The organism is Luteimonas sp. A611 (assembly GCF_054072715.1).
This window is the reverse complement of sequence record NZ_JBSVRP010000008.1, coordinates 1-13,573: the sequence shown is the minus strand read 5'-3', so window position 1 is coordinate 13,573 and position 13,573 is coordinate 1. Positions and strand designations below refer to the sequence as shown.

The 13,573-nt window shown below is 70.4% G+C and carries 16 protein-coding genes; 10 read left to right on the top strand and 6 right to left on the bottom strand.

Going from position 1 to position 13,573, the window contains the following annotated elements; translation table 11 throughout:
• Positions 1-46 precede the first annotated feature (46 nt).
• Complete coding sequence (gene dapA, locus ACW5EG_RS16605; protein WP_457020130.1) at positions 47-946, bottom strand: 4-hydroxy-tetrahydrodipicolinate synthase; 900 nt, start codon at positions 944-946, stop codon at positions 47-49.
• A 143-nt stretch (positions 947-1,089) separates the two neighbouring features.
• Between dapA and ACW5EG_RS16600 the strand changes: the two genes are divergently transcribed.
• Entirely contained in the window at positions 1,090-2,181 is a 1,092-nt protein-coding gene (locus ACW5EG_RS16600) for an alpha/beta fold hydrolase (protein ID WP_457020128.1), read from the top strand.
• A 28-nt stretch (positions 2,182-2,209) separates the two neighbouring features.
• On the opposite strand, the gene rarD is transcribed toward ACW5EG_RS16600, so the two are convergent.
• The 3 genes from rarD to ACW5EG_RS16585 form a co-directional block, all read right to left on the bottom strand.
• Positions 2,210-3,121 (bottom strand): EamA family transporter RarD, encoded by a 912-nt coding sequence (gene rarD, locus ACW5EG_RS16595; protein WP_457022394.1) that lies wholly within the window; start codon positions 3,119-3,121, stop codon positions 2,210-2,212.
• Positions 3,118-4,053, bottom strand: a complete 936-nt coding sequence (yedA, locus tag ACW5EG_RS16590) for a drug/metabolite exporter YedA (RefSeq protein WP_457020125.1) — start codon at positions 4,051-4,053, stop codon at positions 3,118-3,120. The genes rarD and yedA overlap by 4 nt, the downstream gene beginning before the upstream one ends.
• 148 nt (positions 4,054-4,201) lie before the next feature.
• A complete protein-coding gene (locus ACW5EG_RS16585; RefSeq protein WP_457020336.1) occupies positions 4,202-4,762 on the bottom strand; it encodes an adenine phosphoribosyltransferase in 561 nt (186 codons plus the stop codon).
• A 51-nt stretch (positions 4,763-4,813) separates the two neighbouring features.
• On the opposite strand from ACW5EG_RS16585, the gene ACW5EG_RS16580 reads away from it, so the two are divergent.
• Together ACW5EG_RS16580 and ACW5EG_RS16575 are read left to right on the top strand one after the other, a co-directional pair.
• On the top strand, positions 4,814-5,245 hold the full coding sequence (locus ACW5EG_RS16580; protein ID WP_457020123.1) for a DUF4920 domain-containing protein: 432 nt from the start codon (positions 4,814-4,816) through the stop codon (positions 5,243-5,245).
• A 153-nt stretch (positions 5,246-5,398) separates the two neighbouring features.
• Positions 5,399-6,124: a lytic transglycosylase domain-containing protein gene (locus tag ACW5EG_RS16575; RefSeq protein ID WP_457022392.1), complete on the top strand. Its 726-nt coding sequence runs from the start codon at positions 5,399-5,401 to the stop codon at positions 6,122-6,124.
• Positions 6,125-6,150: 26 nt separating this feature from the next.
• Here the strand turns inward: ACW5EG_RS16575 and ACW5EG_RS16570 are convergent, their stop codons facing one another.
• Positions 6,151-7,323, bottom strand: a complete 1,173-nt coding sequence (locus ACW5EG_RS16570; RefSeq protein WP_457022421.1) for a PQQ-dependent sugar dehydrogenase — start codon at positions 7,321-7,323, stop codon at positions 6,151-6,153.
• Between the two features lie 260 nt (positions 7,324-7,583).
• On the opposite strand from ACW5EG_RS16570, the gene ACW5EG_RS16565 reads away from it, so the two are divergent.
• The 6 genes from ACW5EG_RS16565 (at position 7,584) to ACW5EG_RS16540 (ending at position 11,201) form a co-directional block, all read left to right on the top strand.
• The gene (locus tag ACW5EG_RS16565; RefSeq protein ID WP_457020121.1) at positions 7,584-7,934 is read left to right on the top strand and encodes an EF-hand domain-containing protein; all 351 of its coding nucleotides are present in this window, start codon (positions 7,584-7,586) and stop codon (positions 7,932-7,934) included.
• Positions 7,935-8,021: 87 nt separating this feature from the next.
• Positions 8,022-8,759, top strand: coding sequence for an HAD family hydrolase (locus ACW5EG_RS16560; protein WP_457020120.1), 738 nt, complete (start codon positions 8,022-8,024; stop codon positions 8,757-8,759).
• Positions 8,760-8,772: 13 nt separating this feature from the next.
• The gene (locus ACW5EG_RS16555; RefSeq protein ID WP_457020118.1) at positions 8,773-9,249 is read left to right on the top strand and encodes a hypothetical protein; all 477 of its coding nucleotides are present in this window, start codon (positions 8,773-8,775) and stop codon (positions 9,247-9,249) included.
• Between the two features lie 363 nt (positions 9,250-9,612).
• On the top strand, positions 9,613-9,933 hold the full coding sequence (locus ACW5EG_RS16550; RefSeq protein ID WP_457020116.1) for a hypothetical protein: 321 nt from the start codon (positions 9,613-9,615) through the stop codon (positions 9,931-9,933).
• Between the two features lie 126 nt (positions 9,934-10,059).
• Positions 10,060-10,956: an NAD(P)/FAD-dependent oxidoreductase gene (locus ACW5EG_RS16545; RefSeq protein WP_457022391.1), complete on the top strand. Its 897-nt coding sequence runs from the start codon at positions 10,060-10,062 to the stop codon at positions 10,954-10,956.
• On the top strand, positions 10,953-11,201 hold the full coding sequence (locus ACW5EG_RS16540) for a hypothetical protein (RefSeq protein ID WP_457020113.1): 249 nt from the start codon (positions 10,953-10,955) through the stop codon (positions 11,199-11,201). Before ACW5EG_RS16545 ends, ACW5EG_RS16540 begins: the two co-directional genes overlap by 4 nt.
• A 33-nt stretch (positions 11,202-11,234) precedes the next feature.
• On the opposite strand, the gene ACW5EG_RS16535 is transcribed toward ACW5EG_RS16540, so the two are convergent.
• Positions 11,235-12,815, bottom strand: coding sequence for a class I adenylate-forming enzyme family protein (locus ACW5EG_RS16535; RefSeq protein ID WP_457020112.1), 1,581 nt, complete (start codon positions 12,813-12,815; stop codon positions 11,235-11,237).
• A 66-nt stretch (positions 12,816-12,881) separates the two neighbouring features.
• On the opposite strand from ACW5EG_RS16535, the gene ACW5EG_RS16530 reads away from it, so the two are divergent.
• Positions 12,882-13,373 (top strand): MarR family winged helix-turn-helix transcriptional regulator, encoded by a 492-nt coding sequence (locus ACW5EG_RS16530; RefSeq protein ID WP_457020111.1) that lies wholly within the window; start codon positions 12,882-12,884, stop codon positions 13,371-13,373.
• The last annotated feature ends 200 nt before the right edge of the window (positions 13,374-13,573 follow it).

Below are 13,573 nucleotides of genomic sequence, written 5' to 3'. Positions count from 1 at the left end.
CTCCCCCGCAGGCGGGGGAGGGAGCCAAAGCGGGATCGGCGCCGGACTAGCCCAGCACACCCGCCTCTCGCAGCGCGGTTTCCACCGCCGGCCGGTTCGCTGCATCGAGTTCGGTCATCGGCAGGCGCAGCGCGCCGCCGCAGCGGCCCAGGCGCGACAGCGCCCACTTCACCGGGATCGGATTGGCCTCGATGAACAGCTGCCGGTGCAGCGGCAGCAGGCGCAGCTGGATCTGCATCGCGCGTGCCACGTCGCCGGCCAGCGCGGCGACGCACAGTTCGTGCATCAGGCCCGGCGCGACGTTGGCGGTGACGCTGACGTTGCCGTCGCCGCCGCACAGCATCAGCGCGACCGCGGTGGCGTCATCGCCCGAATACACGCGGAAGCCCTCGGGCCGGTCACGCACCAGCCATTGCGCGCGCTCGATGTTGCCGGTGGCTTCCTTGATGCCGGCGATGCCCGGCACCTGCGCAAGGCGCAGCACCGTCTCGTGCTGCATGTCTGCGGCGGAGCGGCCGGGCACGTTGTAGAGCACGATCGGCAGCTCGCCGGTGGCCTCGGCGATGGCGCGGAAGTGCAGGTACATGCCTTCCTGCCCGGGCTTGTTGTAGTAGGGCACCACCTGCAGCTGGCTGTCGGCGCCGACCGCGCGCGCGAACTGCGCCAGCGCGATCGCCTCGCGCGTGGAGTTGCCGCCGCAGCCGGCCATCACCGGCACGCGGCCGGCCGCCTGCTCGACGGTCACGCGGATGATCTCGCAGTGCTCGTCCACGTCGACCGTCGGCGATTCGCCGGTGGTGCCGACCACGCCGATGCAGTCGGTGCCCTGTTCGACATGCCAGTCGACCAGCGCGCGCAGCGCGTCGTAGTCGACGCTGCCGTCGTCGTGCATGGGCGTGACGAGCGCGACGATGCTGCCGCGGGGAAGGACGTGCGAGGGAGTCATGGGCCTGAGCGCTGCGTGGGGTGAACCGGCGATTCTAATGCTGAACGCAGGCCGCGCTGTCATCACCCTGTCATACGGGCGCGGTAGATGGCGGCGCGCGGCGACCCTAACCTTTGCAACCGTTTCCCTGCGAAGGAGTCGCGATGCGCCGCCTGTTCCTGCTCTGCCTGTGTGGCTGCGTCCTGCTGCTTGTCGGCTTTGCTTCGCCCGACGGCGCTCGTGCACTGGGCGCGCAGCTGGTGGCGCCCGGCGCGACGTCGCCGCTGCTGCCGGTGCAGCGCATCGACGAGGCGCTGGCGCGGCTGCCGCATCGCGAAGGTTTCGTGCGCAACGCAGATGGCGTGCCGCTGTTCTGGCGCGCGCTCGATCCGGGCGATTACCGGCTCGATTACGCCTACAGCGCCGGCGACACCCAGCACATGGATTTCGAGCTGGATTTCTCCACGCCGCAGGCCGCGACCGCGCCACGCGGCACCGTGCTGCTGCTGCACGGCTGGATGATGGACGGCGGCTCGCTGCTGCCCTGGTCGCTGCAGCTGGCGCAGGCCGGCTATCGCACGATCAGCCTGGACCTGCGCAACCACGGTCGCTCCGGCACCGCCCCCTCGGGCTACGGCCTGCGCGAGGCGCGCGACGTGGCCGACGTAGTGGCGGCGCTGCGCGCGCGCGGCGAGATCGTCGGCCCGCTGCACCTGATGGGCGTGTCGTATGGCGCGGCGACTGCGATCTTCGGCGCGCGCGAGCTGGGCGCGCAGGTCGCGACCGTGGTGGCGCTGGAATCGTTCGACAACGCGGCCGGTGCGATCCGCGACATGGTGCCGCACATGCTGCACAAGGCGCCGGAGACGTTCGCCCAGCAGTTCAGCCATCGCTGGCTGCGCTGGCAGCTGGACGACGCGGCGCTGGAGCGTGCGATCGACAGCGCCGGGCAGACCCTGGAGCTGTCGCTGGATCGCGTCGATGTCGGCGCTGCGCTGGCCGCCGTGCCGGCCTGCGTGCTGCTGCTGCATGGCAGCGACGATGCCCACGTGCCGGTCGCGCATGGCCGTGCGCTGGCCGAGGCCGCGCCGCGCGCGCACTACATCGAGGTGCCCGGCGAGGACCACATCAGCCTGCCGATGCGCCTGGACCTGCTGGCGCCGACGGTGATCGACTGGCTCGACAACGCCAGCCCGCATCGCTTCTGCCCGCCGCCACTGGCGCTCGCCGGGCCGGCGTTCGCACATGCGTCCTGACGCAAAGGCCCGGACGTAGACCGGGCGCCTACGCCTGCTGCGCGACGATCCGCCGGCGCGCGGAGCGCACGCCGTCGATGGCGAAGATCGCAAGCCCGGCCCAGATGAAGGCGAAGCCTGCGGCACGATCGATGCCAAACGCCTCGCCGAAGAAGAACACGCCCAGCAGCAGCTGAATCGTCGGCCCCAGGTACTGCAGCAGGCCGACCACGCTCAGCGGCACGCGCCGCACCGCATAGGCGAAGAAGATCAGCGGGATCGCGGTCAGCGCGCCGCCCAGCACCAGCAGCACGTCGGTCCAGCCGCCCCAGCGCAGCGAGAAGAAACCGCCGTTGCCGCCGAGTTCGATCCAGGCCAGCAGCGCCAGCGCCGGCACGAACACGAACATGTTCTCGACCCCGAGCCCGCGCACCGCCTCGACCGCGGCGAACTTGCGGATCACGCCATACAGCGCGAACGAGCCTGCCAGGCACAGCGCGATCCACGGAAAGCGGCCGTAGCCTGCGGTCAGCCAGGCCACCCCGCCGCCGGCCAGCGCCACCGCGATCCACTGCGCGCGCGACAGCCGCTCGCGCAGGAACACCACGCCGATCAGCACGTTGAGCAGCGGATTGATGAAGTAGCCCAGGCTGGCCTCGATCACGTGCCCGCTGTTGACCGCCCACACGTACAGGCCCCAGTTGAACGCGATCAGCGTGCCCGACAGCGCCAGCATGCCCGCCAGCCGCGGCTGCACGATCACCGCGCGCAGCCAGCCTCGGCCCTCGCGCAACGTCAGCCACGCAGCGACCAGCACCGCGCACCACACCGCGCGGTGCAGCACGATCTGCAGCGACGGCACCTCGCGCAGCAGGTGCCAGTACAGCGGCATCAGCCCCCAGATCACGAAGGCGGCCACCGCGATCCACAGGCCGCGGCGGTCCAGCACAGCCGGACTCATGCCTTCGCGCCTGCGGGCGGCACGGTGGGAGCCGGCCTGCGCGACCTCGCCAGCGTGATCGCGACCACGCCCAGCAGCACGACGCCCATCGCGCCGATGTCCTGCGCGCCGAAGCGCTCGCCGGCCAGCCACGCGCCCAGCAGTACCGCGATCACCGGATTGACGTAGGCATAGCTGCCGGCCAGCGCCGGGCGCACGTGGTGCAGCAGCCAGATGTAGGCGCTGAAGCCGACCAGCGAACCGATGCTGGCCAGGTAGCCGACCGAAAGCAGGCCGCGCGCGTCAGGCCAGCCGTCAAAGCGCTCACCCAGCGCCAACCCGACCACCAGCATCACCACGCCGCCGCACAGCATCTGCGCGGCCGCGCCCATGAACGGGCTGGGCAGGTCGCGCCCGCGGCTCCAGACCGAGCCGTAGGCCCAGGCCACCGCCGCCACCAGCAGCGCCACCAGCCCGCCGGGCGTGGCGCTCAGGCTGCTGCCGGCATTGAGCCAGGCCACGCCGGCAAAGCCGATCGCCAGGCCCAGCCATTCCACCCGCCGGGGCCGCTCGCCGCGCAGCGCCGCGAACAGCGCCATCCACAGCGGCATCGAGGCGACCGCCACCGCGGCCAGGCCTGAGGACACGGTCTGCTCGGCCACGCACACCAGGCCATTGCCCACCGCAAGCAGCAGCACGCCGACGAAGGCCGCGTTGCGCCACTGCATGCGGGTTGGTGCGGGCATGCCGCGCAGGCGCAGCACCGTGTACAGGAACGAACCCGCGATCACGAAGCGCACGCCGCCCATCAACAGCGGCGGCCAGCCGCCTTCCAGCGCAAAACGGATGGCGAGATAGGTCGAACCCCAGACCAGGTACACCGCCGAAAGCGCCAGGACGATGGCGAGCGGTGACGCGGACGCGGGGCCGGCCGGTGCAGGGGAAGCGCGCATCGGGAACCGGGGGGAGAGTGGGGTGCCGCGTGCATGCGGCGGATGGGCATTCTACGGCGCGACGCCGTTCCGGCGATGGAACACGGTGCCTGTGGTGATGCTGCGCGGTGGCAGCGGGTGCAGGGCTGCATGAACCCCCAGCGCCGCCTCACATCACCAGCGCAGCCCGCAGCGTCACCGCATCGTCCCACTGGTCGCGACCGCGCAGCGGCACCAGTTCGACCAGCACGTCCGCACCGATCACCTGCGCGCCCTGCCGGCGCAGCAGTGCGGTGGCCGCGCGCAGGGTACCGCCGGTGGCAAGCACGTCGTCGACCACCAGTACGCGCGTACCCGGCGGCACCGCGTCGACGTGGACCTCGAGCCGGTCGCTGCCGTATTCCAGACGATAGCCTTCCGACAGCGTCCGCCCGGGCAGCTTGCCCGGCTTGCGCACCGGCACGAAGCCGCAGCCGAGTTCAAGCGCCAGCGCCGCGCCGAGGATGAAGCCGCGTGATTCGATGCCCGCCACCGCATCGGGCGGCGCGTTGCGCCAGGGCGCCGCCATCGCCGCCACCGCCGCGGCGAACGCGCGCGCATCGGCCAGCACCGGGGTGATGTCCCTGAACGTGATGCCGGGCTTGGGGAAGTCGGGCACGTCGCGGATCAGGTGGGACCAGTCAGACACGTTCGCGTTCCTGCAACAGGTGGACCCGCATGCTAACGCCAGTGCCGCAGCCTTCGCGCTATCGTGGCCGCCCTTGATCCGAAGGAGCGCGCCATGCGCCTGCTGCCGACCCTGCTCCTGCTGCTGTCCGCCGCTGCCGCTGGCGCGGCCACGCCCACATCCACGTCCTACGGCAAGGCGCTCCCGGCTGGCGACGCCGTGCCAGTCTCGCAGGCGATCAACGCCTTCGACGCCCACGCCGAGCGCCCGCAGCACTTCAGCGGGCGCATCACCGAGGTCTGCCAGGCCAAGGGCTGCTGGATGATGCTCGAGGATGACGGCAAGGCCGCCCGCGTGATGTTCGGCCAGCACGATTTCCACATCCCCGGGGACACCACCGGCACGGCCGTGGTGCACGGCGTGCTGACCCGCAAGCAGCTCACGCCCGAGCAGGTCGAACACCTGGGCGCCGACAGCGCCAGCGGCGTCGCCGTCGATCCGGTGGAATACCGCATCACCGCCGACGGCATCGAAATCGCGTCCTGAGTTGTGGCGCGGCACGCGCCGCACAATATGGACGCATCCCGCCCCGCGTTGAACCCTTCCCCCGCCCGCGGGGGAAGGGCAGGGATGGGGGCGGGCCGGTCGCGATGGATCCTGGCGCGCGCGATCCCCGCACTCCTTGCCTTGGCGCTGGCCATGCCCCAGGCCGAGGCGCGCACCGTCTACCGCTGTGTGCGCGAGGGCACCGTCAGCCTCGCCACGGCGCCCGAGCCGGGCTCCAAATGCGAGGCCCGGCAGATCGACGACAACGCAGTGCAGACGCCCAACCTGTGGGGTTCGATGGGCGTGTTCAGCGGCACGCTGTACGAGCGCGAGCAGGACGGCAAGCTCGTCTACAGCACGCGCAACCTGCCCGGCTCACGCGTCTACCTGCGATTCACCGCTGTCACGCCGCCGGGCGAGCCCGCGCATGAAGGCCTCGGCCGCGTCGGCGAGCCGCAGCTGGCGCCGTTCGCCGTCGAGTTCAAGGCCGCCGCCAAGGCCACCGGCGTGGAGGATGCGTGGCTGCGCGCGGTGGCGCATGCCGAGAGTGGATTCGATGCCGAGGCGCTTTCGCCCAAGGGCGCGCAGGGCGTGATGCAGCTGATGCCCGAAACCGCGGCCGAATATGGCGTGGCCGATCCCTTCGATGCCGCGCAGTCGATCCGCGCCGGCGCGCGCCACCTGCGCAGCCTGATGCGCCGCTATCGCGACGACCGCACGCTCGTGCTTGCCGCCTACAACGCCGGCATCGGCGCGGTGCAGCGCCACGGTGGCGTGCCGCCGTATGCGGAAACGCAGTCCTACATCGTCAAGGTCCAGGCCCTGCACGCACGCTATCGCGAGGCGATGGGCATCCGTCCGCAGCGGCCGGCGCAATAGCCGGCCGCAAACGCGATCAAAAACCCTCAGCCCTTCGGCGTCAGCCGCAGCAGGCGTCCGTCCTTGCCGTCCTCGATCACCCACAGCGCGCCGTCCGGGCCCTGGCGCACGCCGCGGATGCGCGCACCCATGGCATAGCGCTCGGCCTCGCGCGCAGCCTCTCCGTCGAACTCGATGCGCACCAGCGACTGCGACGACAGCCCACCGGCGAATGCATTGCCCTGAAACGAAGGGAACAGCTCGCCCGAATAGAACACCAGGCTCGAAGGCGAGATCACCGGCGTCCAGGTGATCGCGGGCGCGTTGAATTCCGGGCGCGTGTCGTGGTCGGGGATCGGGCGGCCGTCATAGTGGTCGCCGTTGGAGACAATCGGGTAGCCGTAGTTGGCGCCGCGCTCGACCCGGTTGAGCTCGTCGCCGCCCTTCGGGCCCATCTCGATGTCCCAGGGCTGGCCGCTGGCGTCGAAGGCCAGACCCAGCGGGTTGCGGTGGCCCAGCGACCACACCTGCGCGGCAACCTCGCCCTGTCCGGCGAAGGGATTGTCGGATGGCGCGCTGCCGTCGTCCTCCAGGCGCAGCACCTTGCCCATGCTGGACTGCATGTCCTGCGCAGGATCGAACTTCTGCCGGTCGCCCGAGGAGATCCACAGCTTGCCGTCGTGGAACACGATGCGGTGCGCGTAGTGTCCGCCGCCGGTGACCTTGGGCACCTGGCGCCAGATCACCTCGAGGCCTTCGAGGCTGCCGCCGCCGGCCTCGTCGGTCACCAGCCGCGCACGCGCGACCGCGGCGCCGGCGGTGTCGCCGTCGCCCTTCTCGGCGTAGCTGACGTAGACCAGGCCGTTGTCGGCGAACTGCGGATGCGGCACCACGTCGCCGAAGCCGCCCTGGCCGCCGTAGACCACCTCGGGCACGCCGCCGATGTCGCCGGCGCGGCCGCTGGCCACGTCCACCAGCTTCAACGCGCCGGGCCGTTCGCTGACCAGCAGGCGACCGTCGGGCAGGAAGGACAGCGCCCAGGGTTCGTTGAACGAGGCGATGGTCTGGGCGGTGAACGGCCCGATCTCGCGGGACTCGCGGGGGGCGGCATCCGCCACCTGTGCCGCGCCCGCCGTGGCCTCGACCGATGTTGCAGGTGCGTTGCCGTTGCCGGCACCGCAGGCGGCGAGCAGCGCCATGGAGAGCAGGGTGGTGGTCAATGCGGGTCGATGCATCGGAGGCTCCTGGCCGTGAATTCGGGTCGGGGCATGATAGCGCCCGTGCGGCCAAGGCCTGCGCTGGACGGCATGTCCTGCGCGCGGCTGATCGACCTGAACGCCTGCCCGCGGCAAACGTCCTCTTAACTCCGTCCATGCATCGGTCTTCATGGCGCGCGGGCAAGGTGTGCCCCGTGCGGAAGCGGTCGTCATCGACGTGCAGCCCCGCGCCACACTTCGATTCCCCCACGGAGATATAGCGAATGAAGAATGCACGCAAACCCCTGTCCGCGCTGATCGCGCTGGGCGCCGCCCTCGCCATCCCGGCCGCCTTTGCCCAGGACGCGACGGCACCGACCACGCAGGCGCCGCCGACCGATCCGACCCAGTCCACCGCGCCCGCCGCCGAGCAGAAGCCGCTGACCTGGGCCGACCTCGACGTCGACGGTAACGGCACCCTCAGCCAGACCGAGGCCGGCGGCCTGCAGTCGCTCTCGCAGGTGTTCGGCGACGCCGATTCCGACGCCAACGGTGAACTGACGCCGGACGAGTACAAGGCCTTCGTCGCCCGCAACAACGCGGCACAGCCGGAGGCGTCGGGCGGCACCGACTGACGCATCGGCCATTCCGTCCGCATTGACGGACCTGCATCGGCGTCCTCCGGGCCGCCGATGTCTTTTGCGCGGACATATACTGCCGCCATGACAGTGATCGACATGGTCGGCTTCGACGCCGACGACACCCTGTGGCGCAGCGAGGACTACTTCCACGCCGCGCAGGAAGAATTCGAACGCATCGTCGGGCGTCACGTCGACCTCGGCGACAGCAGCCTGCGCGATCGCCTGTATGCGGTGGAGAAGGGCAACATCGCGGTGTTCGGCTATGGCGTGAAGGGCATGGCGCTGTCCATGGTCGAGGCCGCGGTCGACATCACCGATGGCCGCATCCCCGCGCGCGACCTACACCGCATCGTGCAGATCGCCAAGGACATGCTGCGCCACCCCGTGGAGCTGCTGCCGGGCGTGCGCGAAGCTGTGGAGGCGGTCGCGGCCGAGCACGCCGTGGTGCTGATCACCAAGGGCGACCTGTTCCACCAGGAGGCGAAGGTGCGCGACAGCGGCCTGGCCGCGCTGTTCCGCCGCATCGAGATCGTCAGCGAGAAGGACGTGGACACCTACGCGCGCCTGCTCGATGAATTCGGGATTCCCGCCGACCGTTTCGTGATGGTGGGCAATTCGCTGCGATCGGACATCGTGCCGGTGCTGCGCCTTGGCGGCTGGGGCGTGCACGTGCCCTACCACCTGACCTGGGCGCACGAGAACGAAGCCGACGACGTCTCCGGCCACCCGCGCCTGCGCCAGGTGGCCAGCGCCGCGCAACTGCCGCAGGCGCTGCGCGAGCTCATTGCGTCCGCGGCGCCGACGGCACTCGCGGGCTGACATGGCGCGCCGCGTGCAAACGATCCGACTCGTCCTCGCTGCGACCCTGGCCTGCGCGCTGGCCTCAGGCGTGGCCGTCGCGCAGGAGGGCGCAGGTTCCGCGCAGGAGTCTTCCGACGAGGCGCTGGAAGCGGGTACCGGCGACGACTGGATCGACGCGCGGCTGCGCGACATGGATGCCTACGCGGCGCGTCATCGCGATGCCTTCATCGACGAGATCGTGCGCTACCTCGAAGCGCCGCGCCCGCTGCTGGACGAGGCGCTGACCGCGGGCGGCATGCGCCCGGGCGATGTCTATTACGCCTGCGCGCTCGCACGCGCCAGCGGACGCGCCTGCCGTACCCTGGTCGATGCCTGGCTCGACGCTGCCGGCGCCGGCTGGGAAAGCGTGGCCGAGCAGCTCGAGCTCGAGCTCGGTACCAAGCTGCATCCGCGAATCCGCGAGGATATCGGCGCAAGCTACAGGCGCTGGGCACGTCCGATCGACTGACCGGACCTGCGGGCGCTTGCAGGGCGGCTTCAGTGCGAAGCTTTGAGGCTGGGCTTGCAGGGCGAATGCGTGGCCGTAGCGGCGTGTCTACCTGATCGGCATGTCGCGGCTGAAGCCGCTCCTACAGGGGCGAACAGCGACGCGGCCGCGGTGATTGCGCAGCGGATGATCGAGAACTGCGTAACGGCCTCCGCGCGCCCGATCAATGAACTGGCGGCGGGTTGCGGGAGCGGGCGACGGAAAATGAACGGCCCAGCCGCACGTTCAGCGGCGCATTTCCCCTTGACGACGCCTGCACCTTGCGCGGCGTAGAACAAGCGGGCCGATCTCGCCGGCCGACAGAACTTCAAGACCCAGGCCCACATGGACACGCATACTTTTTCGCAAGACGGCGGGGACACCGGCGGCTTCCCGATTGCCTACGAACACGAAGACCCCGTTTCGCTCGAACTCTTCCGCGACCTGCTGCACCGTTGCCTCTCGATCGAAGACGACGTGCGCTTCTGGGATTACCTTGAGCAGGGCATCCGCACGATCGAGCGCGGCATGACGCCCGAGGCCATCGCGCGCTTCGAATATGCCGCCGACTACGTGCTGGTTTTCCACGGCATGCCCGGCTGGACATCGATGAAGCATCGCGAAAACACCAATCGCACGGCTGCCCCCTCCCTCGGGATCACCTGATCCGCCGCGCGACCCGGCACGGGCATGAGGTGGTCGGCGTGCGCTTCGACCGCCAGGCTTCTCGCGCCCTTGACGCCTGCGCTGCCTAAGGTGTCCGCCCCTGGATGCGACGGACGGATGCAGCGCATGATCGACGTGGCCATCGTGGGCGGCGGCCCCGCAGGGCTCACCGCCGCCGTCTACCTGCAGCGTTTCCACCGATCGTGCCTGGTGTTCGATGCAGGCCAAAGCCGCGCGCGCTGGATACCCGAAAGCAACAACTGCCCGGGCTTCCCGGGCGGCATCTCCGGTGACGAACTGCTGCGGCGGCTGCACAAGCAGGCCAATGACGCGGAGGTGCCGTTCGAGCCGATGCACGTGGAGAAGATCACACGTGAGCCGGGCGACGGGGGCGGCTTCACCCTGTACTCGGGCGAACGCACCTGGACCGCACGCATGGTCATGATCGCCACCGGCCTGCGCGACCGCCTGCCCGGAGAATGGGCCGAACAGGCGCTGGCCTGCGGCGCGCTGCGGTTGTGCCCGATCTGCGATGCGTTCGAGGTCAACGACCGCCACATCGGCGTGTTCGGCGACAGCGCCGACATCGGCGCGCACGCAAAGTTCCTGCGCACGTTCTCGGCCAACGTCTCGGCGTTGCCGCGCGACGGCGGCGATGGCGGCGAGGACGGCGCGGCTGCGCGCGCGGCCGGCGTGCGCTGGCTGGGCGGCGGCGAACTCGAGTTCGACGGTGCGCGTTGCCGCTATCGCAGCGACGCGGGCGCGGTCGAGTTCGACACGGTGTATTCCTTCCTCGGCTTCACCACCTCGGTACCGGCGGGCGGGCTCGCGATCACCCGCACACCCACGGGCGAGATCATCGTCGACTGCCACCAGCAGACCGATACGCCGGGCCTGTACGCCATCGGCGACATCGTCGGCGGACTCAACCAGATCTCGGTGGCGGTCGGCCAGGCCGCTGCGGCCGCCACCCACGCGCACGGCGAACTTCCGCCCGTCCCGCGTGCGGCGGCAGTCGCATGAACCCGGACATCATCGGCTGGGTCGCGTCTGCGATCCTGCTTGCCACCCTCATCCGCCAGATCCGCAAGCAGGTCGCCGACGGCGGCGCCGGCGTCTCGCGCTGGCTGTTCATCGGCCAGATCCTGGCCTCGATCGGCTTCATCGCCTACAGCGTGATGCTGGGCAACTGGGTGTTCATCGTCACCAACACCTGCATCCTGATCACCGCGATCGTCGGCCAGTGCTTGCGACCCAAGCCGGCTTGATCCTGGACCCGCCGGTCCGGCCCTGTCGGCCGGTCAGGGGCGCGGGAGCTGGAGCAAGGCGCGCAGGCCGCGCTTGTCGAGCTTGTTCGCGCCGGTGCGCGGCAACTCGTCCAGGACCTGGATGCCGACCGGACGCTTGTACTTGACCAGCGACTGTTCGCACCACGCCAGCAGCGCGTCGACGTCGATCCTCTGTCCTTCGTGCGTGACCACGAACGCATACGGGCTCTCGCCCAGGCGATCATCGGCGATCGCGACCACGGCGACATCGCGCACCTGCGGATGCTGGCGCATGTGGTCCTCCACCTGTCGGGGATACACGTTGTAGCCACCGACGAGGATCATCTCCTTCCTGCGATCGACTAGGTACAGGTAGCCGTCTTCATCGGTGTAACCGATGTCGCCGGTATGCAGCCAGCCGTCCGGATCCAGGCCGCTCTCGGCGGCGTTTTCCTGCAGGCGGTAGCCGCGCATGACCTGCGGCCCGCGCACACAGGCCTCGCCCGTTTCGCCACTAGCGACCGTGCGCGCAGGATCGAGGATGTCGACCAGCTTGAGTTCGATCCCCGGCGCCGGATGACCCACCGACAGCGGACGCTGCGCGCGGGCGCGCCAGTTGAACACCAACGGTGCACCTTCGGACATGCCCCAGCCTTCGAGCAGCGGAGTGCCGACCCGGTCCATCCACGCCTCGCGCAGCGGCTGCGGGCAGGGCGCGCCGCCGGTGAGCGCCAGGGTCAGGTGGCCCAGGTCGGCCGAGGCGAATTCGGGCGAGGCCAGGAGGCCGGCGTAGATCGGCGCCGGCCCGCCTGCGAACACCGTGGCACGCTGGCGCGAGAGTTCCTGCAGCACCTGCTCGGGCTGGTAGCGCGGCAGCAGGATCAGGGTCGAGCGCAGGTAGATCGGCGCGAGCATCGCAAAGCCCAGGCCCCAGATGTGGAACAGCGGGGCCACGTCGAGCACGCGTTCGACGTCGTAGCGCAGCTCCCAGCCGGTGCAATGCGCGCGGATCGAGAACAGCAGTCCGGCATGGCTGTGCTCCACCGCCTTGGACAGACCGGTGCTGCCGCCGGTGAAGATCAGCAGGGCCGGGTCCTCGCCGGACAGGTCCGAGCACGCGGCGAGGATCGCCGCCGCCGGATCGGCGTGCGCATCGTCGAGGGCTTCTGCTGCATCCAGGAGAAACAGCGTCGCGCCGGCGGTATCGGCGGCCAGGTCGGCTGCCACCGCCGCGCTGGCGGCGTTGTGCACGATGATGTCGGGGGCCTGCGTGGCGAACAGCGTGGCGAGCTCGCTACGGCCATAGAAGGGATTGAGGGGCGTGTAGCGCATCCCCGCGATGAACGCGGCGAACGAACACACCAGGCACTCGGCACTGTTGGACAGCGGTGCGGCCACGATCGCGCCGCGCGGCAGGCGCTGCTGCAGCTGCGCGGCGAGCCGCACCGCGCGCTGTCCCAGTTCGCGGTAGCTCATCTCGCGCCCGCCGATGACCAGAGCGGTGCGCTCGGGCGCGCGGGCGACCGAATCGGCCAGCATCGCGGCCAGCGTCGGCGGCGCATGCAGGGCGGGGTTCACCTGCGCGATCTGGCGTGCCGCGACGGATGCTTGCATAGTCTCTCCACGGATCGGTGTACCGCAATATCGATATATCATATAACAAACACCCCGGAGGAATACGTGGCGGCCAAGAAGCAGGGCGGAAGGAAGGAAGTCGCGGACACGGGGCTGCTCGACGTTGTGGATGTCGGACCGGTCCAGGCGCACATCGGATTCAAGCTGCGGATGGCCCAGGTGGCCGTGTTCCGCAACTTCGTCCAGGCATTCCGCCCGTTCGACCTGCGGCCGGGGCACTATTCGGCCTTGAAGCTGGTGGCGACCAATCCGGGCATGCGGCAGCAGCGACTGGGCGAAACGCTGGAGATCAAGCGACCCAACCTCGTGCTGCTGGTGGCCGAGCTGAAGAAGCGCGGATGGCTTGAGCGCCGTCGCAGCCGTATCGACAAGCGCTCCTATGCGCTGCATCTGACGGCCAAGGGCGAGGCCCTGGTCGAGTCGGCGGACGCCGCGCACGAGGTCCACGAGGCGCGCTTGCGGACCCTGCTGGGCAACGATCTGCGGCGCTTCTGCCAGGCCCTGGACAGGATCCGCACCGAGCTGTCCACCGACTGAGCGTCCGCATCGCCGCCATCCCGCCGGCCACTCCCGCCGGCGCGCGACGCTGGCGGGGCCTGGCGTCCGCCCCGTCATCGCGCTGCCGCCCCGCCATCGCGCGCCGGGCGCCGCCTCGCCGCCTCGCCGCCTCGCCGCCTCGCCGCCCGGCCGCCCGGCCGCCCGGCCGCCCGGCCGCCGCCGCCGCCGCCGCCGCCGCC

Bases quoted from the DNA above. Each gene is read 5' to 3' on its own strand.
- ACW5EG_RS16580 (WP_457020123.1), top strand. From the start codon at position 4,814: ATGCGCCTGCTGCCGACCCTGCTCCTGCTGCTGTCCGCCGCTGCCGCT.
- ACW5EG_RS16550 (WP_457020116.1), top strand. From the start codon at position 9,613: ATGGACACGCATACTTTTTCGCAAGACGGCGGGGACACCGGCGGCTTC.
- ACW5EG_RS16545 (WP_457022391.1), top strand. From the start codon at position 10,060: ATGATCGACGTGGCCATCGTGGGCGGCGGCCCCGCAGGGCTCACCGCC.
- rarD (WP_457022394.1), bottom strand. From the start codon at position 3,121: ATGAGTCCGGCTGTGCTGGACCGCCGCGGCCTGTGGATCGCGGTGGCC.
- ACW5EG_RS16600 (WP_457020128.1), top strand. From the start codon at position 1,090: ATGCGCCGCCTGTTCCTGCTCTGCCTGTGTGGCTGCGTCCTGCTGCTT.
- ACW5EG_RS16560 (WP_457020120.1), top strand. From the start codon at position 8,022: ATGACAGTGATCGACATGGTCGGCTTCGACGCCGACGACACCCTGTGG.
- yedA (WP_457020125.1), bottom strand. From the start codon at position 4,053: ATGCGCGCTTCCCCTGCACCGGCCGGCCCCGCGTCCGCGTCACCGCTC.
- ACW5EG_RS16565 (WP_457020121.1), top strand. From the start codon at position 7,584: ATGAAGAATGCACGCAAACCCCTGTCCGCGCTGATCGCGCTGGGCGCC.
- ACW5EG_RS16575 (WP_457022392.1), top strand. From the start codon at position 5,399: ATGCCCCAGGCCGAGGCGCGCACCGTCTACCGCTGTGTGCGCGAGGGC.
- ACW5EG_RS16535 (WP_457020112.1), bottom strand. From the start codon at position 12,815: ATGCAAGCATCCGTCGCGGCACGCCAGATCGCGCAGGTGAACCCCGCC.
- ACW5EG_RS16540 (WP_457020113.1), top strand. From the start codon at position 10,953: ATGAACCCGGACATCATCGGCTGGGTCGCGTCTGCGATCCTGCTTGCC.
- dapA (WP_457020130.1), bottom strand. From the start codon at position 946: ATGACTCCCTCGCACGTCCTTCCCCGCGGCAGCATCGTCGCGCTCGTC.